At 58.8% G+C, this 26,052-nt stretch carries 28 protein-coding genes; 13 read left to right on the top strand and 15 right to left on the bottom strand.

Annotation, left to right across the window (positions count from 1 at the left end; translation table 11 throughout):
• Positions 1–134: 134 nt before the first annotated feature.
• The 4 genes from IC37_RS19175 to IC37_RS19195 form a co-directional block, all read right to left on the bottom strand.
• Positions 135–893, bottom strand: coding sequence for a hypothetical protein (locus IC37_RS19175; protein WP_030129011.1), 759 nt, complete (start codon positions 891–893; stop codon positions 135–137).
• 456 nt (positions 894–1,349) lie between these two features.
• Positions 1,350–2,531, bottom strand: coding sequence for an acetyl-CoA C-acetyltransferase (locus IC37_RS19185; RefSeq protein WP_030129010.1), 1,182 nt, complete (start codon positions 2,529–2,531; stop codon positions 1,350–1,352).
• Positions 2,532–2,542: 11 nt separating this feature from the next.
• The gene (locus tag IC37_RS19190; protein WP_030129009.1) at positions 2,543–3,208 is read right to left on the bottom strand and encodes a CoA transferase subunit B; all 666 of its coding nucleotides are present in this window, start codon (positions 3,206–3,208) and stop codon (positions 2,543–2,545) included.
• Positions 3,209–3,244: 36 nt separating this feature from the next.
• Positions 3,245–3,943 carry a CoA transferase subunit A gene (locus IC37_RS19195; protein WP_007896014.1) on the bottom strand — a complete coding sequence of 233 codons (699 nt, stop codon included), beginning with the start codon at positions 3,941–3,943 and terminating at the stop codon, positions 3,245–3,247.
• Between the two features lie 142 nt (positions 3,944–4,085).
• Here IC37_RS19195 and IC37_RS19200 point away from each other — a divergent pair, with 142 nt between their 5' ends.
• Complete coding sequence (locus tag IC37_RS19200; RefSeq protein WP_030129008.1) at positions 4,086–4,985, top strand: LysR family transcriptional regulator; 900 nt, start codon at positions 4,086–4,088, stop codon at positions 4,983–4,985.
• Between the two features lie 138 nt (positions 4,986–5,123).
• On the opposite strand, the gene IC37_RS19205 is transcribed toward IC37_RS19200, so the two are convergent.
• Complete coding sequence (locus IC37_RS19205; protein ID WP_030129007.1) at positions 5,124–6,170, bottom strand: class I SAM-dependent methyltransferase; 1,047 nt, start codon at positions 6,168–6,170, stop codon at positions 5,124–5,126.
• A gap of 297 nt (positions 6,171–6,467) precedes the next feature.
• On the opposite strand from IC37_RS19205, the gene IC37_RS19210 reads away from it, so the two are divergent.
• Both IC37_RS19210 and IC37_RS19215 read left to right on the top strand, forming a co-directional pair.
• Positions 6,468–7,301 carry a DUF692 domain-containing protein gene (locus tag IC37_RS19210; RefSeq protein WP_030129006.1) on the top strand — a complete coding sequence of 278 codons (834 nt, stop codon included), beginning with the start codon at positions 6,468–6,470 and terminating at the stop codon, positions 7,299–7,301.
• Positions 7,294–8,052 carry a DUF2063 domain-containing protein gene (locus IC37_RS19215; RefSeq protein WP_030129005.1) on the top strand — a complete coding sequence of 253 codons (759 nt, stop codon included), beginning with the start codon at positions 7,294–7,296 and terminating at the stop codon, positions 8,050–8,052. The genes IC37_RS19210 and IC37_RS19215 overlap by 8 nt, the downstream gene beginning before the upstream one ends.
• 137 nt (positions 8,053–8,189) lie before the next feature.
• On the opposite strand, the gene IC37_RS19220 is transcribed toward IC37_RS19215, so the two are convergent.
• Both IC37_RS19220 and IC37_RS19225 read right to left on the bottom strand, forming a co-directional pair.
• Positions 8,190–9,500, bottom strand: a complete 1,311-nt coding sequence (locus IC37_RS19220) for an ATP-binding protein (protein ID WP_030129004.1) — start codon at positions 9,498–9,500, stop codon at positions 8,190–8,192.
• Positions 9,497–10,237 (bottom strand): response regulator, encoded by a 741-nt coding sequence (locus IC37_RS19225; protein ID WP_030129003.1) that lies wholly within the window; start codon positions 10,235–10,237, stop codon positions 9,497–9,499. The genes IC37_RS19220 and IC37_RS19225 overlap by 4 nt, the downstream gene beginning before the upstream one ends.
• Before the next feature lie 440 nt (positions 10,238–10,677).
• Here IC37_RS19225 and IC37_RS19230 point away from each other — a divergent pair, with 440 nt between their 5' ends.
• From IC37_RS19230 to IC37_RS19250, 5 genes are all read left to right on the top strand, one after another.
• Positions 10,678–10,941 (top strand): DUF2790 domain-containing protein, encoded by a 264-nt coding sequence (locus IC37_RS19230; RefSeq protein ID WP_030129002.1) that lies wholly within the window; start codon positions 10,678–10,680, stop codon positions 10,939–10,941.
• A gap of 48 nt (positions 10,942–10,989) precedes the next feature.
• Positions 10,990–11,211: a hypothetical protein gene (locus tag IC37_RS19235; RefSeq protein WP_030129001.1), complete on the top strand. Its 222-nt coding sequence runs from the start codon at positions 10,990–10,992 to the stop codon at positions 11,209–11,211.
• A gap of 171 nt (positions 11,212–11,382) precedes the next feature.
• Positions 11,383–12,603, top strand: a complete 1,221-nt coding sequence (locus tag IC37_RS19240; RefSeq protein ID WP_030129000.1) for a cytochrome c biogenesis protein DipZ — start codon at positions 11,383–11,385, stop codon at positions 12,601–12,603.
• A gap of 290 nt (positions 12,604–12,893) precedes the next feature.
• Positions 12,894–13,166, top strand: a complete 273-nt coding sequence (locus IC37_RS19245; RefSeq protein ID WP_030128999.1) for a DUF4242 domain-containing protein — start codon at positions 12,894–12,896, stop codon at positions 13,164–13,166.
• Positions 13,167–13,202: 36 nt separating this feature from the next.
• Positions 13,203–14,015, top strand: coding sequence for a class I SAM-dependent methyltransferase (locus IC37_RS19250; RefSeq protein ID WP_030128998.1), 813 nt, complete (start codon positions 13,203–13,205; stop codon positions 14,013–14,015).
• 140 nt (positions 14,016–14,155) lie between these two features.
• On the opposite strand, the gene IC37_RS19255 is transcribed toward IC37_RS19250, so the two are convergent.
• The 7 genes from IC37_RS19255 to IC37_RS19285 all read right to left on the bottom strand — a co-directional run bounded on the left by IC37_RS19255 (position 14,156) and on the right by IC37_RS19285 (position 20,640).
• Positions 14,156–15,082 (bottom strand): universal stress protein, encoded by a 927-nt coding sequence (locus tag IC37_RS19255; RefSeq protein ID WP_030128997.1) that lies wholly within the window; start codon positions 15,080–15,082, stop codon positions 14,156–14,158.
• Between the two features lie 436 nt (positions 15,083–15,518).
• Complete coding sequence (locus tag IC37_RS19260) at positions 15,519–15,977, bottom strand: GNAT family N-acetyltransferase (RefSeq protein WP_030128996.1); 459 nt, start codon at positions 15,975–15,977, stop codon at positions 15,519–15,521.
• A 73-nt stretch (positions 15,978–16,050) separates the two neighbouring features.
• The gene (locus tag IC37_RS19265) at positions 16,051–17,226 is read right to left on the bottom strand and encodes a hypothetical protein (protein WP_030128995.1); all 1,176 of its coding nucleotides are present in this window, start codon (positions 17,224–17,226) and stop codon (positions 16,051–16,053) included.
• Positions 17,227–17,320: 94 nt separating this feature from the next.
• Positions 17,321–18,502, bottom strand: coding sequence for a DUF4236 domain-containing protein (locus tag IC37_RS19270; protein ID WP_158225666.1), 1,182 nt, complete (start codon positions 18,500–18,502; stop codon positions 17,321–17,323).
• A gap of 433 nt (positions 18,503–18,935) precedes the next feature.
• Entirely contained in the window at positions 18,936–19,322 is a 387-nt protein-coding gene (locus tag IC37_RS19275) for a DUF488 domain-containing protein (protein WP_030128993.1), read from the bottom strand.
• Positions 19,323–19,333: 11 nt separating this feature from the next.
• Positions 19,334–20,056: a phosphatidylcholine synthase gene (gene pcsA / locus IC37_RS19280; RefSeq protein WP_030128992.1), complete on the bottom strand. Its 723-nt coding sequence runs from the start codon at positions 20,054–20,056 to the stop codon at positions 19,334–19,336.
• Positions 20,057–20,268: 212 nt separating this feature from the next.
• Positions 20,269–20,640, bottom strand: coding sequence for a VOC family protein (locus IC37_RS19285; protein ID WP_030128991.1), 372 nt, complete (start codon positions 20,638–20,640; stop codon positions 20,269–20,271).
• Between the two features lie 113 nt (positions 20,641–20,753).
• Here IC37_RS19285 and IC37_RS19290 point away from each other — a divergent pair, with 113 nt between their 5' ends.
• Positions 20,754–21,536: a tellurite resistance TerB family protein gene (locus tag IC37_RS19290; protein ID WP_030128990.1), complete on the top strand. Its 783-nt coding sequence runs from the start codon at positions 20,754–20,756 to the stop codon at positions 21,534–21,536.
• Between the two features lie 97 nt (positions 21,537–21,633).
• On the opposite strand, the gene IC37_RS19295 is transcribed toward IC37_RS19290, so the two are convergent.
• The gene (locus IC37_RS19295; RefSeq protein ID WP_030128989.1) at positions 21,634–22,086 is read right to left on the bottom strand and encodes a cupin domain-containing protein; all 453 of its coding nucleotides are present in this window, start codon (positions 22,084–22,086) and stop codon (positions 21,634–21,636) included.
• A gap of 193 nt (positions 22,087–22,279) precedes the next feature.
• Here IC37_RS19295 and IC37_RS19300 point away from each other — a divergent pair, with 193 nt between their 5' ends.
• The 4 genes from IC37_RS19300 to IC37_RS19315 all read left to right on the top strand — a co-directional run.
• Entirely contained in the window at positions 22,280–23,665 is a 1,386-nt protein-coding gene (locus tag IC37_RS19300; protein ID WP_030128988.1) for an iron-containing redox enzyme family protein, read from the top strand.
• A gap of 26 nt (positions 23,666–23,691) precedes the next feature.
• Positions 23,692–24,693, top strand: coding sequence for a class I SAM-dependent methyltransferase (locus tag IC37_RS19305; RefSeq protein WP_030128987.1), 1,002 nt, complete (start codon positions 23,692–23,694; stop codon positions 24,691–24,693).
• Positions 24,665–25,831 (top strand): carboxylate-amine ligase, encoded by a 1,167-nt coding sequence (locus IC37_RS19310; protein ID WP_030128986.1) that lies wholly within the window; start codon positions 24,665–24,667, stop codon positions 25,829–25,831. Before IC37_RS19305 ends, IC37_RS19310 begins: the two co-directional genes overlap by 29 nt.
• The coding region (locus tag IC37_RS19315) for a DNA polymerase ligase N-terminal domain-containing protein (RefSeq protein ID WP_143519224.1) at positions 25,828–26,052 on the top strand (225 nt) is incomplete at its 3' end. The genes IC37_RS19310 and IC37_RS19315, both read left to right, overlap by 4 nt.

Below are 26,052 nucleotides of genomic sequence, written 5' to 3' on the forward strand. Positions count from 1 at the left end.
CACGGATCGCGATCTGTAGCAGCTGCCGCAGCCTGCGTTTGTAGTAGCAGCTGCCTCGCGGGCTCGACAGCTGCTACACAAGATGTGTTCCTCGTGGCGCGATGCGGTGATCATCGTCGCCGTCCGTCAAAACTCTACGTTCTCGAACGCAATGCCAGCCGTTTAGTGATCACCAGCATCCCCAACGACACGCCTATGCCCAAGACAAACCCCAGCCACCCAAACCTCGGCAACGCCAACGCCAGCACCAGACAAAACGCCGCGAACGAATACATCCCGGTTGCCGTCGCCCTGAGTAACGCCGCGGTAAACGCCGGCCCGCGAGTCTGCTGGGAAAACACCGCCATCACACTGCCCAGCACCGGGAATACCGCGAGCAGACCGCTCCAGCGCTCGCCGACGGTGCTGGCCAGCAACGTCACAGCCAATGTGAGCAGGGCGCCGGCCATCATGCGCAGCAGCAGTTTGTCGGACTTCGGTGTCGGGCCTGAAACGATGGGCTGCACCGAGGGAAACAGGTACGGCGCGGCCAGCAATGCGGTGGCGGCTGCGATCACCGAGAACACCAGTGACGGCGGGATCAGTGACAGCACACCGGCAGCCATGGCCCAGACCAGCAGCGAAATCGATAGCGCCCACGGCCAGCTCAAGCGTTGTGCAACCTGGGCATAGGTCACGCAGAAGGCAATCATTGCGAACATTGCCGATAGCGCTGCTGTCGCCGCCTGAGCAGCGAACAGCTGACCCTGCTCGATGGCGAGGAAGAACAGAATCGGCCCGACCACCACCGGTAACCCCGACAGCCAACCGGCCACACTTGGGCCCCAGCGTTTTCCGGCCAGAGAAATCAGCAACAGAAATCCCGGAATCACCAGCAGTTTGAGCATCAGCACGCACGCGTCTCCATTCGGTGTGAGCCGGCCACGTTAGCATTGTGGAGGATGGATTGCTCAGCGCGGCTGGGCGCTAGCGTGAGCGCCATTGCGCTCACGGCGTTGTCGTTTGTGGTGATCAGTGGGGCGAACAGCTGGCTGACTCTGCAGTTTGTGGCCGGGTGTTGCCTGGTCGGGCCTCTTCGCGAGCAAGCCCGCTCCCACAGTTGACCGAGTCGACAACGATCCCTGTGGAGCCTGGTGAAATTTGCCTGAGGGCCAGAGATATCCAACCCTGTGGCGAGGGGGCTTGCCCCCGTTGGGCTGCGAAGCGGCCCCAAATCTCTGATGCGCCAAGGATTTTGTGAGTGCTACGCACTCAAACGGGGCGATGCGGCGTTCCGACAAGCCCCCTCGCCACAGTGGATTTGGGTCGTTCATCAATCCAGTGTGGGAGCGGGCTTGCTCGCGAAGCTTTTAAGCTCTTTCGATCGCCAATGCCACGCCCTGACCACCGCCAATACACAGAGTGGCCAGGCCTTTTTTGGCGTCACGCTTGATCATTTCATGCAGCAAGGTCACCAGCACCCGGCAACCCGACGCGCCGATCGGGTGGCCCAAGGCAATGGCGCCGCCGTTGACGTTGACCTTGTTCAAGTCCCATTCCAGGTCCTTGGCCACGGCCAGAGATTGCGCGGCGAAGGCTTCGTTGGCTTCGACCAGGTCCAGTTGATCAATGGACCAACCAGCCTTGTCCAGGCAACGACGGGTGGCCGACACCGGGCCGATGCCCATGATTGCCGGGTCGACGCCTGCGTTGGCATACGCAGCGATTTTCGCCAGCACGGGCAGGCCAAGGGCCTTGGCTTTTTCGGCGCTCATCAGAATCACCGCCGCGGCGCCGTCGTTCAGCGACGAAGCGTTGCCAGCGGTCACCGAACCGTCCTTCTTGAACGCCGCTTTCAGTTTGCCCAGGGAGTCGGCGGTGGTGCCGGCCCGAGGCTGTTCATCGGTGGCGAAGGACAGTGGATCGCCCTTGCGCTGCGGGATCAGGATTGGCGTGATCTCATCGGCAAACCGCCCGGCTTCGATGGCGGCCACGGCTTTCTGCTGCGAGGCGGCAGCGAAGGCGTCCTGTTGCTCACGGGTCAGGCTGTATTTCTCGGCCAGATTCTCAGCGGTGATGCCCATGTGGTAATCGTTGAACGCATCCCACAGGCCATCGCTGATCATCGTGTCGACGATCTGCGCGTGGCCCATGCGCAAACCGGTGCGGGCGCCTGGCATGACGTAATTGGCCAGGCTCATGTTTTCCTGGCCACCGGCAATGATCACTTCAGCATCGCCGCAGCGAATCGCCTGTGCTGCCAGATGCAGCGCTTTCAGGCCCGAGCCGCAGACTTTGTTCAGGGTCATGGCCGGTACGGTGAAGGGCAAGCCGGCCTTGATCGCGGCTTGACGCGCGGGGTTTTGTCCGGCACCTGCGGTCAGCACCTGGCCCATGATCACTTCATCGACCTGCGCCGGGTCTAGCCCGGTCTGCGCCAGCAACTGGCGGATCACCGCAGCGCCGAGGTCAACCGCGGATACATTGGCCAACGAGCCCTGGAAGCTGCCGATGGCAGTGCGGGTGGCAGCAACAATCACGACTTCTTGCATGGAAGGATTCCTCACTGGGCAGCGAACTGCATTTCCGGGACGTGGTCAGGCACGATCAGTTTACCAGCGGTCTTGGCGACGATTTCCTCGACGCTGACGCCCGGCGCGCGCTCTTTGAGAATGAACGCACCGTCCTGGATTTCCAGGTAGGCCAGGTCGGTCAGCACACGTTTGATGCAACCGGCGCCGGTCAGCGGCAGGCTGCAACGCGACAGCAGTTTCGACTCGCCGTCCTTGGAGGCGTGGGTCATGGTGACGATGATGTTGTCCGCACCGGCCACCAGGTCCATCGCGCCGCCCATGCCCTTGACCAGTTTGCCGGGGATCATCCAGGAGGCGATATTGCCTTCGACGTCGACTTCGAATGCGCCGAGCACGGTCAGGTCGATATGGCCGCCGCGAATCATCGCGAAGGATTCGGCGGACGAGAAAATCGACGCGCCGATACGTGCGGTCACGGTTTGCTTGCCGGCGTTGATCATGTCGGCGTCGACTTCGGCGTCGGTCGGAAAGGCGCCCATGCCGAGCAGGCCGTTTTCCGATTGCAGCATGACTTCCATGCCTTTAGGGATGTAGTTGGCGACCAGGGTCGGAATGCCGATGCCGAGGTTCACGTAGTAGCCGTCCTGCATTTCGCGGGCGACGCGCTGAGCCATTTGTTCGCGGGAAAGTGCCATTGTTGTTATTCCTTCATTCGGTCCGGGGGCAGGGGGTCACTTACGCACGGTGCGCTGTTCGATGCGCTTCTCGAACGTGCCGCAAATGACCCGGTCGACGTAGATGCCAGGGGTGTGGATCTGCGACGGGTCCAGCTCGCCGGGTTCGACGATTTCTTCGACTTCGACCACGGTGATCTTGCCGGCGGTGGCGGCCAGCGGATTGAAGTTCTGGGCGGTGTGGCGATAGACCACGTTACCGAAATGGTCGGCTTTCCAGCCTTTGACGATGGCGAAGTCACCGGTGATGGACTCTTCCATCAGGTACTGGCGGCCCTTGAATTCGCGGACTTCCTTGCCGTCGGCCACCGGAGTGCCGACGCCAGTCGCCGTGAAGAACGCCGGGATGCCGGCACCGCCTGCGCGCATTTTCTCGGCGAGGGTGCCTTGGGGGGTCAGGACGACTTCGATTTCGCCGCTCAGCAGTTGCTTCTCGAACAGGGCGTTTTCGCCGACGTAGGAGGCCACTACTTTGCGGATCTGCCGGTCTACCAGCAGCACACCGAGGCCGAAGCCGTCGACGCCGCAATTGTTGGAGACCACGGTGAGATCACGCGTGCCTCGGTGCTGGATCTCGGCGATGAGGTTTTCCGGAATCCCGCACAGGCCGAAGCCGCCGGAGATCACGGTCATGCCGTCTTCAAGACCTGCCATCGCTTCCTCGTAGGAATACACGCGCTTGTCGAACCCTGCCATATGCACCTCTTTTATTCTTTGTGGGCGGCTGGCTAGCCGGATGGGGAGGGAGTGTCTCGCTGGAGGATTTATTTGTTAAGTTGATTTTTAAGGTGGATTGATAGATAAAACTCACCAATGTATTGCGTTGGAGACATCGGCCATGACCGTCAAACAGATCCGTGCATTTCTGGCCGTGGCCCAGAGTTTGAGTTTTGCCGTGGCGTGCGAGCGGCTGCACCTGTCCCAGTCGGCGTTGAGCCTGACCATCAAGGCGCTGGAGGAGGGATTGGGCGGGCGCCTGTTCACGCGCAATACCCGCAACGTCGCACTGACCGCCGAAGGTGAATCGCTGCTGCCACTGGCTCGTCGGTTGATCGCGGACTGGGACAATGCCGAGGATGAATTGCGCCAACGCTTCACCCTCCAGCGAGGCCGCGTGACGCTGGCGGCAATGCCGTCGTTTGCCGGTAACCTGCTGCCGCCGATCCTCAAGACCTTTCGCGCGCGTTACCCCAAGGTCAACGTCACGGTGAACGACGTGATCAACGAGCAAGTGCTGGAAATGGTTCGCGACCGTCAGGTGGAATTGGGTGTGGCGTTTGAACCGACCCAGAGCTCGTCGCTGGAATTTACCCCGTTGTACATCGACCGGTTTGTGGCGGTGGTGCCATCTGATTCACCGCTGGCGGACCTGGGCGATATTGATTGGCAGACCTTGCTCAAGGAACCGTTCATTACCTTGCAGCGACCATCGACGGTGCGTGTGATGCTCGAAGAGCATTTACAGACGCGCGGCATGAAATTGCCCGTGGAATTTGAAAGTCATCAGTTGGCAACAGTCGGGCGGATGGTGGCCAGCGGATTGGGCGTCAGCGCGGTGCCGGCCTTGTGCGCCGGGCAGATGCGCGAGTTGGGCGCGCGTTGCATTACCCTGCGTGACCCAGTGGTGGAACGGGCGATCGGGGTGCTGACGACGGGGCATGAACTGTCGGCGGCGGCGCAGGCATTGTTCGATATTCTCAAGGCCGAAAACCTTGGCGAGCGCCTGTCCATGCAGTGAACACGGTCACCTGGGAGCGGGCTTGCTCGCGAAGGGGCCAGTACAGTCAACAGCGATGTCGCCTGACACTACGCCTTCGCGAGCAAGCCCGCTCCCACAGGATCCGGTTTCGTCAGCAGCATTCGGGCCTGCCTTTATTTATTTACGCGCCTCCAGAATCAGGTTGAACGGCGTTTCCGTGGCCCGCCGGAATTGCGTGAACCCCGCCTCGGTGAAGACCTTGCGCAACCGTGCCTCACCCGCCTGGGCACCGAGCCCGAGGCCGACCTCCTGGGACAACGAGTTGGGCGTACAGATAAAGGTCGAGGCGGCGTAGAACAGTCGCCCCACCGGGGTGGTGTTGGCGTCGAGCGTGTCGTTGGCGAAGGGCTCTACCAGCAGCACCGAACCGTCGGGTTTGAGCGATTCAAAGGCATGCTTTGCGGCACCGACCGGGTCACCCATATCGTGCAGGCAGTCGAAGTAGCAGACCAAGTCATAGTCGTCGCCCGGATAGCTCTTGGCGGTGCCCTGGAAGAACCGCGCCCGGCCGGACACGCCACCTTCTTCGGCGCGCTGGGTGGCGACGGTGACCGAAGGCGCGTGGTAATCGAAACCGACGAACCGCGAATTCGGAAACGCCTGGGCCATGATCACGGTCGAGGCACCATGGCCGCAGCCGATGTCCGCCACCTTGGCGCCGGTCTCCAGTTTGGCGACCACCCCGTCGAGGGCCGGCAGCCATTCGTTGACCAAGTGCGCCTTGTAACCTGGGCGGAAGAACCGCTCGGTGCCGCTGAACATGCACGGATGGTGATCGCCCCAGGGCAGGGCGCCGTTACCGCGCATGGCATTGACCAGTTTGTCCTTGTCATGGAAAAACGACGCCACCACCCCGATACCGCCGGCTATATAGACCGGTGAATCTTCGATTCCCAGCGCCAGGGCTTGCTCTTCGGGCAGGCGGAACTGGCCGTCGCGGTGTTCCATGTAACCGGAGGCGGCGTGGGCGCTGAGCCATTCGCGCAGCAGGCGAGTGTTGCAGCCGGTCTTTTCGGCGAGGGCTTCGGGGGTGACTGGCTGACTGTCGGCCATGGCCCGGTAGAGGCCGAGTTCTTCGCCGAGGATGACGTTGGCGAGCATCGCCGCGCCGCCCATGTCGTTTACCAGTTTGCCCATGAAATCATTGAGTTTGGCCTCGTCCATCATGTGTGCTCCTTCAGCAGGATCACGGTCCAGAGGCATTGTTTGTCGAGGCATGCACCTTTGGGCGGTGATCGTGGGAATGAACAGGACGATAACCGCGTCCTGGACCCCTGCGGGGGTAATCAACAAGTCTAGTTCGTGTATCCCACTGTATCTGACAGCCTGTCCGATACAGGGGCCTGAGAAGAGCGGCGTTTGCGAACACAGACCCGACACACCACGGCGCTTGACTGGGCCTGCCGGCCGGCACTGAGTTTTCAGACGCTGGAGACCGGATCCCAGGATGAGATCGACACCATGCAGACTCCCCTCACATCAACGAAGGCGACCGTCGGGCTAGGCTTGCGTCGCGGTTTAATGAAGGACCTTCAAGCGGCCCCGGTGGGCGCTTTCGACTTTCTGGAAGTCGCGCCGGAAAACTGGATCGGCATCGGCGGCGCTCATGGCGCGGCGTTTCGCGCCCTGGCCGAGCGTTATCCGTTGTCCTGTCACGGCTTGTCCTTGTCTTTGGGCGGACCGGCGCCGCTGGACGTCGGGTTCCTGCAGGAAGTGCGGGTTTTCCTCGATCACCACAAAGTGCCGCTGTACAGCGAACACCTGAGCTACTGCAGCGATGAGGGTCATCTTTACGATCTGCTGCCGTTGCCGTTTACCGAAGAAGCGGTGCATCACGTTGCCGCCCGAATTCGCCAGTCCCAGGACATTCTCGGTCGGCGCCTGGCCGTGGAAAACGTCTCCTACTACGCGGCGCTGCAGCAGGACATGGACGAACTGACGTTCACCAACGCGGTGCTGCGCGAAGCCGATTGCGACCTGTTGCTGGACGTCAACAATGCCTACGTCAACTCGATCAATCACGGCTTTGATCCGCAGACGTTTCTGGTCGGCATCGACGCGGGGAGGGTGGTTGCGATGCATGTGGCGGGGCATTTTGATGAGTCTGACACGCTGAAAATCGACACCCATGGCGCTTCGGTCAAACCGGTGGTCTGGTCGTTGTTGACCCAGGCGTATGAGCGGTTTGGTGTGCAACCGACGCTGCTGGAACGGGATTTCAACTTTCCCGAATTTTCCGACTTAGTGAGCGAGTTACAGACCATTCGCCGCCTGCAAGGTGAGAACCGTGGATAAGCCGAGTTTGTATCAGCAGCAAGACACATTAACTCGCTACCTGCGCGACCCCGACCAGTGTGCGCCACCTGCCAAGATGGACGTGGCACGGGCGCAAATTTATCGCGACCTGGTGCTTTCGAATCTGTCGTCGTTGCTCAGCGGCACATTTCCGGTGCTGGTGAAGATTCTCGGCGATGATCATTGGCGTGCATTGGTGCGGATCTTCCTGCGGGACTACCGCGCTCAAACGCCGAAATTCGGCGAGATCGCCCAGGAATTTGTCGAGTTTCTCGCCTCTGAGCCGTTGGCGTTGAGCGATGGAACGTGGCCGCCGTTCATGGTTGAGCTGGCGCATTACGAGTGGGTCGAAATGGCGCTGCAACAATCCGAAGCCGAGCCGTTGCCGGCCAGCGATGCCGCATTGCTGCTGGATCGACCGTTGCAGGGTTCGCCGCTGGCCTGGCCGTTGGCGTATGGTTGGCCGGTGCAGTTGGTGGGGCCTGATTACCGGCCGCAAGCGCAACCGGCTCAGCCGACGTTGCTGTTGGTTCGTCGGGCCGAGGACTGGAGTGTGCGCTTCTGCGAACTGAGCCCGTTGGCGTGGCGTTTGTTGCAGCGGATCGGGGAATTTCCTCAGCTCGATGGCCGAGCGCAGCTGGAAGGGTTGGCAGTGGAGGCGGAGATGGTTGGATCGCCGGAGTTTATCGACAGCGGATTGGCGTTATTGCGGCAGATGCACGGGGAAGGGGTAATTGGCATATTTGCCTGACCGTACGCAATCCCCAAACACCACTACCCCAATGTGGGAGCGGGCTTGCTCGCGAAGAGGCCAGTACATTCAATATTGATGTCGACTGATACTCCGCCTTCGCGAGCAAGCCCGCTCCCACATTGGATTTGTGGTGTTTATTGAGTCTTCGGCAACCTGAGCTCCGCACACAATCCACCGCCCTCGCGATTGCTCAAGGTCAGCGATCCGCCAATCGCTAGCGCTAACTGCTGCGCAATCGCCAACCCCAACCCGGTCCCCCCCGTACTGCGATTACGCGAATTCTCCACGCGGTAAAACGGCTCCATCACCTGCGCCAATTGCTCTTCGGCAATCCCCGGCCCACGGTCCATCACCTTCACCGACAAGCTGCCATCAGCCTTCGTTTCCACCCACATCTCTGCCGCGCCGGCGAATTTCAGCGCGTTGTCTATCAGGTTCACCAGCACCCGTCGCAAGGCATGCGGCCGGGTGTTAATCACTGCCGCGCTTTTGCCGTCGAGCAGCACGTCTTTGCCCATGTCCTGATAGTCGAACACCAGGCTGTCGAGGAACGAATCCAGATCGGTGCGGCGACTTTCCTCGGTGGCACCATGAATGCTGCGGGCATAGGCCACGCCTTCGCGCACCAGATGTTCCATCTCGCTGAGGTCGTTCCACAGTTTGTCTTTCTCGCTGGAGTCGTCCATGAATTCGACGCGCAGTTTCATGCGCGTAATCGGGGTTTGCAGGTCGTGGGAAATCGCCGCCAACAGTTGCATGCGTTCCTTGAGATAAGCCGCAATGCGCACCTGCATCGCGTTGAAAGCCCGGGCGGCGTAGGCGACTTCAGTCGGGCCTTTTTCATCCAGGTGCACGGCATGGGTGTTGGGGTCGAGGGTTTCCACCGCTTGGGCGAGGCGGGTGAGTGGGCGGATGGCAATTCTCACCGCGAGCCAGGTGCAGGCAATCATCAGTGCCAGTTGCCCCAGCAATACCGCCGGTAACCACGGCGACAACGGCACCATTTTAGGCCGCACATCGACGGTGACGGGGCTGCCGTCCTTTAGCTTCAAGTGGGCCTGAAAGTGTTTTTTCGGGCCTGGGATGTCGGTAAAGGTCAGCGGGTATTCATGGCCGATGGCGTCCTGAATCGAGGTCGCTGCAATCGGCACATCGCTGGGCGCCATGGGCGTGCCCGGCGAACCTTGATTCAACAGATAGCCATAGTTGGCGCGTTCCAGACGCTGCAGCCAGTTCGCGCGCTCGTCAGCGGGCAAGCGGTCGAGGATGGCGAGGGAGGTCGAGACATCGGTTTCCAGATTGCCCAGCATGGTGTTTTTCGCACTTTGGTAACGCTCGTAGTACTGCGCGCCAAAGGACAGCGCCTGGGCGAGGATCAGGCCAATCAGGAAAATCAGCGACAGCCGCGAGGCCAGCGTACGAGGCCAGTGCAGCGCAAGATTCATGACGGCGCACCGAGCACTTCCACCGGCAGGGAAAACACATAGCCTTCACTGCGTACGGTCTTGATGTAGGCCGGTTCCCGGGCATCGTCGAGCAGGCGCTGACGCAAGCGGCTCACTAGCAAATCGATGGAACGGTCGAACAGATCGGCATCGCGGCCTTGAGTCAGGTTGAGCAATTGGTCGCGATTGAGTACCCGCTGAGGGTGATCGAGGAACACCCGCAGCAGGCGATATTCCGCGCCGCTGAGGGCGACCATGGTGCCGTCCTCATCCAGCAGATGTCGGGCCGAGGTGTCCAGGCGCCAGCGACCGAATGCCAGCAAGCGACCGCTTTCGGTAATCACCAGATTCGGCGGCAGCATCCGCGTGCGTCGCAGCACGGCGTTGATGCGGGCGAGCAATTCACGGGCGGCGAACGGTTTGACCAGGTAATCGTCCGCGCCCATTTCCAGGCCGATGATGCGGTCGGTTTCATCGTTGCGTGCGGTGAGCATCAGCACCGGAGTGGCCTTGTGTTTGCCGGCACGCAGCTCGCGGCAGAGCACCAGGCCATCGTCGCCCGGCATCATGATGTCGAGCACGATCAGGTCCACCGGCGTGGTCTCGAGGAAGGCGCGCATCGCCCGTCCATCCGCCACGACGTTGGTGCGCAGACCGTTCTTCTTCAGGTAGTTGCCTACCAGTTCCCGGATCTCGCGGTCATCGTCCACGATGAGAATGTGATCGACGTGTTCCATGGTGACCAAACCTCTTGAATGGGAGTTGCCGCGCAGTCTATCGAGCCTTGGCCCGTTTGCCTGCCGCCGTTTGTATTGCAGTGTATCTGGCGTATCGGCGGATACACGGGGACGCAAAAAACAGTCCAGTCACGCCTACCTTTGTGGCGAGCGAGCTTGCTCGCGCTGGGCTGGGTAGCGGCCCCAAAAAACTGCACTCAAGCGGGAGCAAGCTCCCTCGCCACAGGTTTCTCACCGACTCGAGACTCTCTAAAGTTTGCGATTTCGGGCGTTTTGTATCGCTGTGTATCGCAGGCCGGCGCGGATACATAGCGATTTACCCGCGCCTGTTCTGGACACAGACGAGATACCTCACGGGTTTCAAATAGGTTCCATCGAGGCAAACCCAACCGCCTCGGCTCAATCAACGATTGACCTATTGAAGCATTGAGGAAACCACCATGAACACCAAAGCCGTCTACACCGCCTGCCTGTTTGCCGCCCTGAACATCTGCACCTTGTCGGCCCGGGCCGAAGCCGATGTAACCCCCCAAACCTACACCTACGGCACGCACCTGGACATCCAGAAAGTGCTGTCGATGAAACAGGACGCCACACCTGCCTGCGGGATTGTGAATGCCCGAATGACCTATCTGGATTCCCAAGGCAAAACCCGGGTTCTGGATTACAGCAAATTCGCTGACGGCTGTAACGAAGGCAGCTGAATCCTTCGACTACCCATTGCCCATCCCCTTTGAAACAGGAAGAACATCATGAACAACGTCACCCGCTTTTTGACCGCCATCGTTTTCTCCGTAGCGGGCGCCGCCGCCCATGCCAACGCTGCGGTTGAACAAAATACCTGTGGCAGCAGCACCTGCTTCCAACTGACTCCGCTGCTGACTGAGGATGGTTCTAGCCGCACGCCACAAGGGCAACTGGTTGCAGAGAATGGCTACAGCCGGACGCCGCAGGGCCAGCAGCTGGAGTCCTGAAGACAGGCCCAGTTCTGTCAATTCCCGCCGTTCCAGTGTGGGAGCGGGCTTGCTCGCGAAGAGGCCAGTGCATTCAACATTGATGTCGACTGACACTCCGCCTTCGCGAGCAAGCCCGCTCCCACATGGGAACTGCGGTGTATCGCCCTTCACATTCTCAAGGTGATCTCCATGTTCCTCATCGCATTCCTGGGCGGTATTTTGACCGTCCTCAGCCCCTGCATCCTGCCGGTCGTGCCGTTTCTGTTTGCCGGGGCCAAACGCACGCGTTCTTCGATCCTGCTCACCCTCGGCGGCATGGCCCTGACCTTCGCTCTGATCTCCAGCCTGGCCGTGGTCAGCAGCGATTGGGTGATACAGGCTAACAACACCGGTCGCCATGTGGCGCTGATCGTGATGGTGCTGTTTGCCCTGTCGCTGATCTCCGCCCGCATCGGTGGCTGGCTGGCGCGCCCGTTGGTATTGCTGGGCAATCGCCTCGATCCCAACACTCGCAAAATGTCTGGCCCGTTAGGCTCGGTGATGATCGGGGTCGCCACGGGTCTGCTCTGGGCGCCATGTGCCGGGCCGATCCTGGGGGTGATTCTCACCGGCGCCATGCTTCAAGGTGCCAATGCGCAGACCAGTCTGTTGCTGGTGGCGTACGGCCTGGGCAGCGCGTTGTCCCTGGGCACTTTGATCTTCGCCGGTCGCGGCCTGGTCAATCGCTTGAAGCCGTCGATTCCGCTCACTGGTTGGCTGCGGCGCGGTACGGGTGCTGCGGTGTTGGTCGCCGCAGCGGTCATTTCCACTGGCGCCGACAACAAGTTGCTCGCCAGCACCTCATCCGAAGGCATCACCACGGTTGAACAGCACGTGCTGGAAACCGTACCGAAAGTGGTCGATTACTTCGTCAGCAAGGTCAAGGCGGACTCGACCATGAACGCGGCCAAAGGCGCGATGCCGTCACTCTCCGGCGCGGTCGAATGGCTCAACTCGCCAGCGCTGAACAACGATTCCCTGCGCGGCAAAGTGGTGCTGGTGGACTTCTGGACGTACGACTGCATCAACTGCCAGCACACCTTGCCCTACGTGAAAGACTGGGCGAAGAAATATGAGAAGGACGGCTTGGTCGTGATCGGCGTGCACACCCCCGAGTACGGTTACGAACGCATCATCGACAACGTCCGCGATCAGGTGAAAAAACTCGGTATCACCTACCCGGTGGCGATCGACAACAACTATGCGATCTGGCGCGCTTTCGACAATCAGTACTGGCCCGCGCACTACCTGATCGATGCCAAGGGGCAGGTGCGTTACACCCATTTTGGCGAGGGCCGGTACGAAACTCAGGAACAGATGATTCGGCAGCTGCTGGAAGAGGCCAAAACGGCTAATGCCAGCTTTTCGTAGGAGCCAGCGGTGCGGCGATCCGACTTGCCGGTGAAGGCATTCTTAAGGGCGCCTTCGCCGGCAAGCCGGGCTCCTACATTGGCCAAAGCACCTGCCGCGTCACCGATTTTCGGCGAAGCAAGCCAACCTGTTATGGCGGCGTTACAGATGGACGACCATGCATCGGAGAATGCCATATTTCGTGAATTCTCCGGACGATCGGCAGGACGCCGGCGTATCCGGGAGCGATAGTTTGTGGACGACGGGATCATTGCCGACCCTGTCATCACCCTCAAGAAAAGGACGTTGCCATGCCTAAATTCATTATTGAGCGCGAGCTTCCGGGCGCCGGCGCACTGCCGCAACAGGAACTCAAAGCGATCTCGCAAAAGTCCTGCGATGTGTTGCGCGAGATGGGTCCAGAGGTGCAATGGCTGGAGAGTTACATCACTGGCGACAAGATTTACTGCGTGTACATCGCGCCGAACGAGGGACTGATCAGGGAGCACGCCAAAAAGGGTGAATTTCCCATCAACAGCGTTTCCCGGGTCATGAACATCATCGATCCCACCACGGCGGAGTAAGCCGGGACGTGTTCCACCCGCAACGGAGCAGACTCCATGAGTACACCCATTGACCTCACTGCCCTGAAGAACCGTCAAATGGCCACGTGGGCCAGCGGCGACTACGCCGTGATCGGCACCACCTTACAGATCGTCGGCGAACAACTGGCCGAAGCCTGCGACTTGCTCTGTGATGAGCAGGTGCTGGACGTCGCCGCCGGCAACGGTAATGCAACGCTCGCCGCTGCGCGCCGGGGCTGCAAGGTCACGTCCACCGACTACGTGGCCAAGCTGCTTGAACGCGGCGAAGATCGCACACGGGCGGAACACCTGGACGTGACCTTTCAGGTGGCCGATGCCGAGGACTTGCCGTTCGAGGACGCCAGTTTCGATGCCGTGCTTTCAACCTTTGGCGTGATGTTTACGCCGGATCAGCCCAAGGCTGCAGCGGAACTGGCGCGTGTGTGCCGTCCTGGCGGGCGGATCGGCCTTGCCAACTGGACGCCTGAAGGCTACATCGGCCAGGTGTTCAAGACCCTGGGCCGCCACATGCCGCCACCGCCGGGAGCGCAACCACCTTCGAACTGGGGCACCGAAGCCTGGCTAAACTCGCACTTCGACCAGCGCGACTTCCAGCTCCAGGTGACACGGCGGTTGTTCAACTTCCGTTATCGCTCGGCCGCGCACTGGATCGACACCTTCCGTACCTGGTATGGGCCGGTTCACAAGGCCTTTGCGACCCTACCACCCGAAGCGGGCACCGCCCTGGAAAACGACCTGACTGAACTGCTGAATCGCCTGAACCGAGCGGGGGAACGGTCGTTGGTGGTGCCAAGTGAATACCTGGAGGTGGTGATTACACGGCGTTGAAACGACAACACAAATCCCCTGTGGGAGCGGGCTTGCTCGCGAAGGCGGACATTCAGTCAACATCGCTGTTGAATGTAAGGTCCTCTTCGCGAGCAAGCCCGCTCCCACAGGGGTAGGTGCAGACTATCTGACCAGCCCGATCACTCATCCAGCCGCTCGGTGTACACCACCCACACACTGCACGGCATTTTGTACAGCAGATGCTCCACCGTGCTGCCGATCAACCGGCCCATGCCGCGATGGCCGACCCGGCCCATGACAATCACGTCGACGTCATAGGTATCGGCGTAGCGGGTCAGCACTTTGGTGGGGCTGCCCATGATCATGTGCCGTTGCTCCGGCGCGATGCCGTTGCGCGCGGCCAACTCATTGAAGGCATCCTCCTGGAAGTCGAACAGGGTCTTGGCCTTGTCCGAAGCGAAAAATGCCGAACCGTTCTCGAAGCTGAACTCGTCCGAGCTGATCGACGAAAGGTCATAGGCGTAGACCACGTCGAGCTCGGCATTGCAGGCGCTCGCCAGTTTTGACGCTTCGTGCAGAATCCGGTCATTGAAGCTTTTGTAATGATCATCACGATGGAACGGATCGACCGCCGCAACGATCTTGCGCGGCAACGCATGAATGGCATGGCTGACGAAGTGCAGCGGCACCGGGCATTCGCGCAGCAAATGCACGTCGATGGGAGTAAACACCAGCCGCGACAGCCGTGATTGATGTTCCAGCGCCTTGATCAGCACGTCCATCGGCTGCTCTTTGAGGTGAGTCAGGATTTCTTCCAGCGGATGTTCGACCCAAGTCACCTCTGTGGTGACATGCACACCGATCTTGCGCAGGGGGCGGGCCTGTTCCTCAAGCCACTGGCGGTGGCGCTCGACGTACCCCAGACGCATCTGTTCCAGGGCCTTTTCGTTGACCAAGCCGGCGGTCGCCAGACCCTCCAGATAGTCGAAAGCCACGATGTGCAAGGCCGCATCCTCGGCCTTGGCCAGCGCCGCGGCACGGTCGAAGGCGGGGCTGTGTTCCATCAGGGGCGAGGCGACCAGCATGAAACGTGCTTGACCAGACATGACAAACCTCCCGTGGGTAAACGAGCAGACGACGGTCCCCCTGGGGCTGCGATGGGAGAGCGCCTGTGCGCCCGACGTGTGGTCATTCGATAGCCATTCAATCCTCTAAGTATTGACCATGATCAATCGCTCGTCCGCAAGCGCATCAGCGGGATGGGGTGATCGCTATCGCGAGCAGGCTCGCTCCCACAATGGTTCTGAGGTGTGCATGCGATGGGTGTTACGCCGACGTTCTAATGTGGGAGCGGGCTTGCCCGCGATGGCGGTGTATCAGTCAACATGGATGTTTAACGGACTGGCCTCTTCGCGGGCAAGCCCGCTCCCACAGGGGATCTGCGTTCTGATGTGGAGCGAGCCTGCTCGCGGTGGCGACCTTCCACTAGATGAAGATGATCTGACCCACCGCAAGCCAATGCCCACCGGAATAGAAGCGGCCCTACGAACAACTAATGGCCTGCTCCATGACGATCGTGCGCTCCGCACCGTGGAATTCATCGCGAATCTTTCGAAAGCCCAATTTGAAGTAAAAGCCTTCTGCGGTGATGGAGGAGGGGACACGCAATATTCTGATTTTCTCATCGATGGCGACTGTTCGAATCGTAGCCATCAGTTGCCTGCCGATACCGTTACCTTGATGCTGTGGGTCGACGAATACGCTACGCACAACGTCGCGATCAAGGCTGGCGGTGGCGACTACTCGATGATCGATGGTTGCGACAAAGACCTGACGCTGGGCGAGTAAGGAGAGGATGGCCTTGGTTGAAAAGCTTTTCTCCACCTGAGCAATTACGTAGGCCGGGTAATCCTGGGCATTGGACTGACGCAGCGACTGAACGATGACCTGGCTTATGGCTGGCGCATCCTCGGGGGTTGCGATTCGAATCTGAGTGTTCAACTTTGGATGTCTCTCCCTGGGTTGTAATTAGTCAGCAATAGATTGTTCGCAATGAGGTTTTGCAAGTGTTAAGTCACTTTATTTTCTCAGAGACCTCAAGTAAGTGTTTCTTAAGGGTGTTGAATGATGAATTTATCGTGCAAAGTTTGCCTTTTGAGTTTTCATTAATGAATATTTTTCCAAGTCTTTGAATCGCCATGATCTCAGTTGCATCTAGCGGTGAATCCATAAGGCTCGCGTTAAAGGAGTTTTTGAAGTGCCAGTGATTCAGTATGATAAAAGAGGTGAATTCTTTTCTGTTCTCTTTGTTAAAGCAAGCGTCTGGTGATGCGTTGGAATATTTAATTAGTAGTGTCTTGTAAGCCATTGGTGTGTTGCATAGATTTTCATATGCTTGTTTGTGCCAGTTGTCTAAGTATAGATGCTTGTCACCTTCGTTGCGTTCGACCAAGGTTCCAAAATTTAGCGGAGGTGTATCCTCTTCCCACCACTCGGTGAAGAGAGAAGGGTATAAGTCTATTTCCAGAATGGTATTTACAAAGTTGTGCTCTTTTAGCGGTTGATGAAATTTATGCGTGCACTGAATTTTCATTTCCTGCGCATATGCGATGCAGACACTGTCTAAAAGTTTTGCGGTGAAGTTGCACGCTAATTCATATATGTCAATCACCTCGTCGAATTTTGTGGTTTGGTTGTTGAATTTAACTTTGAAGAACCATTTTCTAGTTACTCCTAAGCACTCCCATAATGCGGAGTGCTCCAAGTCCATAAATGTAATGCTATGAAATGTCAAAAGGTCGTGAAATATATCTTGAGTGTTTTTTAGCGCTAGATCCCAAGAATACTTTCCTGGCTTGCTATGGTCGCCAAATCCAAGCTTGAGCAAATATTCAGTATCTGATTTTACTCTGTATAATCCACTCACTAGGGATTCTTCAGGGAAGATTAGTGTTTGGTGTACACTTACGTTTCTAAGGTGCTTGAGGATCTCGTACTCTTTAGAATGGTTTTTTCTGAATTCATTTACGGTGGTTTTTAGTGGTGAGGAAGTGTTTTTTATCGATGTTTCAACAAAGAATAAAGTGCTTCGTAGTAGGTTGTTTAGATTTAAAATGAATTGTTTTGGGTTGTGGTAAGAGGTGTTTAATTGCGTTTGATTTTCAAACATTATCTCCATATTTTGTACTAGTAGTGGCTCTTTGAGTGCGAGGTGTTCAAAGAAAATTGATGTTTTTTCTAGCTCGAACATTCTTTCTCCATTTGCCCTGACACTTGGCGTAGATGTAGGGCTAGTCATTTTTTGCGAGAGGGGTGATGGAGGTTGTATGGTTCTGAGTTGATGTTCAACTAAGGAATGGTGTGATGGCTTTAAAAATTCCAGTCTTGGACATCTGACGACGTAGCTCAAATTGTTCTAGTGACGCTACTACATCAATATGAGCCAATTGATCAAAAGCAATTTTCATCCATTCGCTCCTTGTTACGCGTACCGACAATAGATATTCATCACCCACCCTTCCTGTGGCTTTGTTCGGTCGTTGCGAGTAACCCGACAAAACTACTGTGTTAGCCAAGGGCAGGGCGGCGAGGGTCTCACCGATGATTCTGAATGCCACACCGTGGATGTGTGCCATGTAGAGCTTCTGAATTGCTGTTGGGGACATCGGTTTAAGTGCAAGCTTCAGGCCTCTGACCGGCACAGTAGCTGTGTTCCCCGGCATGTGCTCCAGTTCCGGAAAATCCACATCAAACAGAACGCTATCCCCTGACTCAGTAATCTCGAATGAAGCCAAGGTTTCACGAGGCCAGGTAATGCCTTGCAGAACGTCCTCAAGCCATACTTCCATGTCTGCCGTGTTGTTATAGATTCCTTTCTCTATGATTTGCTTACGGATTTCTGCCTGCTGGTAAAAAAGATCCTTGCGCTGCTGCCAATCATATAGTTCGACCTGAAAAGCGGCATGAAGATGGGCATTCTGGTCCGTAATCCGCTGCATCCGCTTTTTGAACAGTCGATCCCACAGTGATGGTTTTTTAGGGCTTCGCTGTGTTGGCTCTGGTTCGTCGAAAGCCATAGGGGTAAAGGTCGGACGGGAAAAACAATTAGGGGTATCGAGGTGAATGTTACTGAGCAGTTCGATGCCGTTATTGATGTCATCGCATTTGCGTTGAATGAAGGAAAGGATGACTTCCCGATTTTGCTTTTTCGCCGCGTCAATGACGTGTTCAGGGAGCTCATTACCATTGGCATCACGAAAAGACAAATTTCCCTCGTCGTCCACTTCGCACGTCAGAGAGATCAGGGTTTGGGACTTGGAATCGATTGCAGGTCTGGATGACTTTTTGGGTCCAGTGAGTTTTTGACTGGAAGAAAACCCCATGAAACTACTGTTTAAGCGTGTACCTCTTTTACTGATTCCAATGGAGGAACCCCGTGGGCCAAGTGTCCATCCCACTCCTGAGCCACTCAGATTCATGCGGATTCCTGGAGCAAGCTTGATGGATTTCCTGAATCGCACTGGCATGGTCATTCTCCTGATATGCCTAAGCATGTCTTCCGTGATGGCTAATCAGAATCGTCCGAAATTGTGTGGCTGACAAGGCTTTTGGTTGAGGTTGGTAGCTGACCGGGCGCTCGATCATTACCCCAATCCATCCCCACTCCCAAAGAAGCAACCAAACCCGCAAGCCGAGCACAATGTTTGTCGTCGCTCCGGATATCGATATGGAAAGTCTATTGGTCCACGCCTGTGAATCACTGAGGGAAACCGCTATCGCGAGCAGCCTCGCTCCCACAAGGGATCCGCGGCGTTCATGCGATGGGTGTCACGCCGGAGTTCTAATGTGGGAGCGAGCCTGCTCGCGATGGCGGTGTGTCAGTCAACATTGATGCTGAATGGGCTGGCCTCTTCGCGGGCAAGCCTCGCTCCTACAGGGGATTTGTGCTGTTCATTTTATCTAGACAACTTTCGCGCCCCGGGCCTCCAGCAATTCCCGTAATACGGAACGGTGGCAGTGTGCCTCTTCCTCGCAATAACACCCCACCGCCAGCGACGTTTGATGGGAGAGGGCGGCCAGTAGATCGAGCAGCTGACTGGGCGCGGGATGGTTCATCTCGGCCTTGAATTTGCGCTTGAAGGCTCCCCAGGCTTTGGCGTCTTCAGCCACTTTGGCTTCGGCCACCAATTCGGGGCTGGGGGACAGCAGCGGTTGCCACACATCGTAAAAATCCCGGCTGGCAAATTCGGCCTTTGGTACGCCCCGAGGCGGGCGGCGTACCGTGCCCAGGCGCAGGCCTTCATTCGCGGTGCGGGGGGAGCCGAGTTGGACGATGTGGATGGGCATGATCGCAGTGCCTATTTGAGCCGCGAGCCGTCGAACCACTCCAGCGCCGTGCGCCAGAAGCAGATCCCCAGGAAGTACGCCGACATCAGCAGCCACAAGCCCATCACCAGCGGATTGATGACCGGGTGGTTGACCACCAGCGACAAGCTGCACAGCAGCCAGATGGCCGTCACGGCAATGTTGATCGGCATGAACCGGCGCACGCGGAACGGGTGCAGGAATTTCATGCGGGTCACGGTCAGCAGCGCCAGGCCGATGACGGTGAGCAAGGTGATCCATGGGGACGGGTCGATGATGTACAGACACAGTGCAACTACGTTCCAGGCGGCGGGGAAGCCCTGGAAGTAGTTGTCTTTGCTCTTCATGTTGACGTTGCAGAAGCAAAACAGCGACGAGACCAGAATCAGCGACACGGTCAGCAGCAGGGTGTAGTCCGGCAACGGGATATAGCGATAGATGAATAGTGCTGGAATGAATACATAGGTCAGGTAGTCGATCACCAGATCAAGGATCGATCCGTCGAAACTCGGCAGCACCGATTGCACATTCACCTTGCGCGCCAGCGCGCCGTCCAGCCCGTCGACGATCAGCGCCACGCCCAGCCACAGCAGGCAATTGGTTGGTTGGTTCTCCAGCAAGGCGAGGGTCGCGAGGAAGGCGGTGACCACGCCAGTGGCGGTAAAACCATGGGCGCCCCATGCTTTGAGCCTGGCAATGTGTACGGCGGATATCACGGGGGCGTTCTCCAGAAAGTGAAGCAAGCCAATGATCACCCCCCTGTTGAGGGCGTCGGCAAACCGGGTCGGGTTGCAGGTATCGACGGATTTTCGGGAATAAGGTTCACCACCCTTGAATCTTAGCCGCCGCACAAAAAAATACCCCGGAAATATCCGGGGCAAGAATTAAAGCGCTGTACGCCTGCGCCTGACCGATGTAGAGACGGGCGTCAGCTCAGCGAGGGGTGGAACACGCGCAGCCGGTGGTTGTCCGGGTCAAGCGCGACGAAAGTGCGACCGAAGTCCAGCTCTGTCGGCGCTTGCACCATGGTCAACCCGAGCGCGCTCCAATCGGCAAACAGTGCATCGACCTGCTCGGCGGACTCCACCGGGAACGCCAGCTCGGTCCCGCCGCCCGTCGCTTGCGCTGCCGGTTCGGCGGTATGCCGTGACCAGAGCCCCAGTTTGTAGCCGCCCTCCAGGACAAATAGCGCGAAGGTCGGCGACTCTTCCACGGGCTTGCGCTCCAGCAGAAACTCATAGAACCGCGCACTGACGGCGGGGTTTTCCACGAAAAGCAAAATATAACGGGGAGTAATCATCGAGGTGCTCCTTTCAAGGTGGGCGCAGCATAAAAGGAAGCGGTGTCAGTTTCTGTCAGGAGTGTGAAGGGCAAGGGCAGCACACATGACGTCAGGCAGACGGAGTTGGCGGAATGTCTGGCGAGGACTATCGTTGCCTGACTGAGTTTCTGCCCATTGATGAGGACGTCGTCATGAACACCAGCGATTTGCTTGAGCAATTACTGCGGGCTAGCCAAGGCTCGCAGTCGCAACAAAGGGGTGGTGCGGCGTCAGCTCAAGGAGGTTTGGGCGATCTTGGCGGGTTGCTTGGTGGTCTGTTAGGGCGCGGCGCGGGTGCCGGTGCGGGCGGCGGAGGCTTGGGTGGTTTGCTTGGTGGTCTGCTGGGCGGCGGTTCACCCATGGGCGGTTCGACGCAAACGCGCTCGGGCGGCACCAATTACGCAGCGTTGGCTTCATTGGGGATGATGGCGTTCCAGGCGTATCAGGCCTGGCAGCGCAGCCAGGCCTCGGCACCACAACAGGCGCCGCGCACCGTTGACTTGTTGTCGGGCCCGGAAGTCGAAGACCACAGCCACGCCATCCTTCGTGCCTTGATCGCCGCCGCCAAGGCCGATGGCCGCATCGATGATGCCGAGAAACACATGATCAGCACCGAAATCGGCCGTCACACCGACGATCCGCAACTGCAGCAATGGCTCGATGACGAAGTCGCCCGGCCGCTGGATGCCGCCGATGTGGCGCAGTCCGCCCAGGATCCGGGCATGGCCGCCGAGATGTACCTGGCCAGCGTGATGTTGGTGGACGATCAGCAGGACGCCGAACGCAATTATCTGGATGAATTGGCCGCTGCGTTGAAGATCGATCCAGAGTTGCAGGTACATCTGGAGCAGCAGGCCAAGGGCGGCGCTGCCTGAACATTTCCCCTGTAGGAGCTGGCGAAGCCTGCGATCTTTTGATTTTCAGCGGTTTTGAACATGCCAAAGATCAAAATATCGCAGGCTTCGGCAGCGCCTACGCGTGTTCTGGTGATTTCGGTAGCAGAAACGTAACGCCGAAGCCTTCAGATATCTCCAGTATCCGAGGCAGGTCTTCGGGCACTCTGAGCTGATCCAACGCCGCAAAGAACTGACCGCCGCGTGGGTCGGAAACCACGCCGATGATTTTCGCGGCGGGGCTGATGTTCTTGTAGGCATGGATCGACCCGGCGGGGATGTGCACGTAGCCGCCGGTCGAAACGGTGGTGGATTGGCCTTCGACGGTCACTTCAACCTGCCCGTCAATGACATAAAACGCCTCGTCCCAAGGGTGAAAGTGCAGCGGTGGCCCGCCACCCTGCACACCTTCCTGGATGTGCACTTCAAAGGGTTTAGTCAGATCGCCGCCGGCAAGAATGGTGATTGTCTCCCCGACAACTTTGACCGGCGTGGGCGTTTTCCCGGCTTCGATGACGTGAACCGTTCGCATGATTTGCTCTCCGAGGCATGAATCCCCCTCCGCTGAGTATATTCACTGCGCCACGAGCAAGTGCTGCGGCGCGGGCCCGTCTGTCCGGCCAATTTCAACGCCAATGGAATTTTTTTCAGGCACCGCCGCTCTGCTGATAGAGACGTGCTGATCCAGCGTCCTGCCACTGGCCTCAGAGCGAGAAAATTATTCCATGACTGCCCTGACACGACTTCAATCCCCGCCTGCCCACGAACACGCGATGACTGCCGCTGGCGGCGTAAAGGCGCTCTATGAACAGTTGCTACTGAGCGACGATGACGCGCAAAAACACGCGCTCGCCCAACGCTTCCTGCAGGAACAATTGCAGCAAGCGGCGCACCTGCCTGAACAGATGCCACGAGACCTCTCGACCCTGCAAAACTGGGTCGAACAGCACAGCGTCGACGTGGCCCGGCAATACGCCGATTACCTTCAGCAGCGCAAGGCGGGCGGGGCGCGACAGTTCTTCAGCAACAAGGCCCATGCGCTGTTTTTCCTGCAGGCGGTTGCCCCGACCAAACGGGTGGATGGCGCCTGGCTTTATGGCCTGTTGCGGCACTGGCGCGACCCGCGCTTCGACGGTCTGTTGCGCACCTATCTGGAAGAGTTGGGCGAGGGCAATCCGGCGCAGAATCACGTGGTGATCTACCGCAAGCTGCTGGCCGAGCATGGTCTGCAAGACACCGCGGCGATTGCCGATGAGCGCTACCTGCAAGGCGCGATTCAACTGGCGCTCGGCTATTGCGCCGACGACTGCTTGCCGGAAGTGATCGGCTACAACCTCGGCTATGAACTGCTGCCGCTGCACTTGTTGATCAGCGCTTATGAACTCAGCGAACTGGGCATCGATCCCCTTTACTTCACGCTCCACGTGACCATCGACAATGCCAGCACCGGACATGCCCACAAAGCGGTGCAATCGGTGCTGCAATTGCTGCCGGTGGAAGGTGATCGCGATGACTTTATGCGTCGGGTGGCGCTGGGGTATCGGCTAAACGACCTTGGGCAGGGTAGCCGGGCGATCATCGAGTCGTTCGACCTCGACAGTGAAGTACTGAGCATGCTTGAACGCAAACGCCCGTTCGGCCAGCACATGCATTCCGATTACAGCCGCTTTGAAGGCAAGACCGTCAATCAATGGCTGTCTTCACCAGAGCAGTTGCCAGGATTGCTGGCGGCCCTGGAAAGCAAGGGCTGGATCAAGCGCCACCAAGACCCGCAGGCCAGTCGTTTCTGGCAATTGATCGACGGCGCTGGCGCGGCGATGTTCGGTGTATTCAGCCCCTACGAAAAACAGTTGCTGCATGACTGGATTGCCGGCGACTGGAAGCCGAAGCATCCAGTCGCTGCGGTACGGCGCGGCAGTAGCGTAACGGCGCAGACGCCGGTGCCCGACAGCGATCCGGATATCCAGCGCCTGCAAACCGCGCTGAACGGTCTGAGCGGGCACGAGCAGATGTCGGTGTTGATGCCGTGGCTCTCGCCCCATCGGCATGCCCATCCTGCCGGTCTGTTGGCGACGCGCCGGTTTATCGAACTCAAATCCAGTCTTCTCTAGAACACCTTTATCAACGGGAGCGGTTTATGAGTCTGGAAGAACAGCTGTCTGCCACTGACCTGGCGCTGGTGCAACTGGGACGGCGCTTGCAGGCTGACGGTTATCGATTCATCACGCCGACGCCGCTGACCCATCAGCGGGTCAATACCCGCGCCGCAGGCCGACGGGCCGAGACTTTGCGCGATGTTTTTGGCTGGTCGCGGCCGTTTGAGCCAGGGCTATTGTCGGCGGATGAACAACGCCAGTTGCAACAGGCGCAGGTGCTGGAAGAGCGCAACGGGCGGCTGAAAAGTCGGGTGCGCTGGTCCAGCCTCGACGACTTGCTGTTCGTGCATTCGGCCTTTCCGACGGAGGCCGCCGATTCGGTGTTCTTCGGGCCCGACACTTATCGGTTCGCCCAACTGATTCACGCCCATCTGCACCAGAATTTCGCCCCCATCAGGCGCGCCGTGGACATCGGCTGCGGCGCCGGTGTCGGTGCCATTCTGATTGCCCGCGCCCGTCGCGAAGCCGAGGTGTTGGCGCTGGACATCAATCCGGCGGCGCTGCGCATGACGGCCATCAACGCCGCGCTCGCCGAAGTGGCCAACGTCAGCGTTGAGGCCAGCGATGTGCTGCAGGGCGTCGACGGATACTTTGACCTGATCGTCGCCAATCCACCCTATATGGCCGACCCGGCCGAGCGTGCCTACCGGCATGGCGGTGGCGCGTTGGGCGCGGAGCTGTCACTGCGGATTGTCGAGCAGGCACTCCGTCGGCTGGCACCCGGCGGCTCGTTGCTGCTGTACACCGGCGCGGCGATGGTCGATGGCCGCGACCCGTTTCTGGAGGCCCTCGCTCCGCGTCTGGAGGCCCCGGGGTTCGGCTGGACGTATCGCGAACTCGATCCCGATGTGTTCGGTGAAGAGTTGTTGACTCCCGGTTATCAGCGGGTGGAACGGATTGCCGTCGTCGCGCTGACCGTGACGCGTCTCGGCCCAGGCATTGGGGAAAACGTTGATGAGCAGGCGCCTGAACTTCGGCATTGAAGAAGAATACTTCCTCACCGATCTCGTCACCCGGCGTATGCCGGGGCAGCCTTCGGCCCAAGCGATCGAGGCGTGCAGGGCGACGCTGGGCCAGTCGTTCGCCTATGAGATGTTCCAGGGGCAGATTGAAGTCGCCTCTCCGGTTTTCAGCAGCTTACCGGACGCCGCCGATTACCTGGCCGCCACCCGCAGTGCCCTTAGACGTGCGCTGGAGCCGTTCGGCCTGGGCCTGCTCAGCGCCGGCAGTCACCCCTTGGCGGATTGGCGGATTCAGCAACCCACCGACCAGGCGCATTTCCATCAGCTGTTCGACGACTACCAGCGAGTGGCCCGGCGTAGCGTGTTGTCCGGGCTGCACGTGCACGTCGAAGTGCCCGGTCATCTGGATCGTATTCGGGTCATGAACGAAGTCTTGCCATGGGTGCCGTTGTTGTTGGCGCTGAGCACCTCGTCACCGTTTTGGGAGGGGGCGGATAGCGGTTTCATGAGCTATCGCCAGGTCGCCTGCGACGAGTGGCCGCGTATGGGCATTCCGGAGTTTTTCGAGGATCAGGATGCGTTCGATGACTACGTCGCGTTGATGACCCGGACCGGCTCAATCCGGCAGCCCAGCGAGTGTTGGTGGAGCGTGCGCCCGGCCGCGAGGTTTCCCACGCTGGAGCTGCGCATCACCGACGCCTGCCCACGGCTGGATGACGCGCTGTGCATCGCTTCGCTGTTTCGCCTGATGGTCGCTGACGCCATCGCGCAGCCGCTGCCTGGGGCGAACTTCACCCGCGCGGCTTACTGGATCCTCAAGGAAAATCGCTGGCGCGCCAAGCGTTACGGCATTCACGGCACCTTCATTGGCCAGGACCACGAACCGACAATCTCGGTCGAGCAATGGCTGGCGCTGGCGCAAGTGACATTTGCCGAAACCGCGCAGCAACTGGGCGTGCAAGACGTCTTCAAACAGGCCCGACGCATGCTGATCGAAGGCACCAGCGCGGATCGGCAACGGTACGCGGTGGAACAGGCATTGCGCGAAGGACGCTCGATGCCCGAGGCGTTGGTGCGAGCTGTCGATCAACTGCTGATAGAAACCGGCGAACAACCTTGCGCCAGCCCGGTCCCGCAACGAGCGGTAGGTGAGCCATGAACAAGAACCTGGACGATTACAACCGCATGCGCGATTTCTCGGCAACCTCGGAACCTGCCGCCGTCAAACGCTCGGGCAAAAAAGCGGCAAAGAACCATGCGTCGCACCATGCGTTGAAGTACTGCATTCAGAAGCATGACGCCTCGCACCTGCACTACGACTTTCGCCTGGAACTCGATGGCGCGCTGAAAAGTTGGGCCGTGCCCAAAGGGCCATCGCTG

Source organism: Pseudomonas sp. QTF5 (genome assembly GCF_000512695.2).
Lineage (GTDB): Bacteria > Pseudomonadota > Gammaproteobacteria > Pseudomonadales > Pseudomonadaceae > Aquipseudomonas.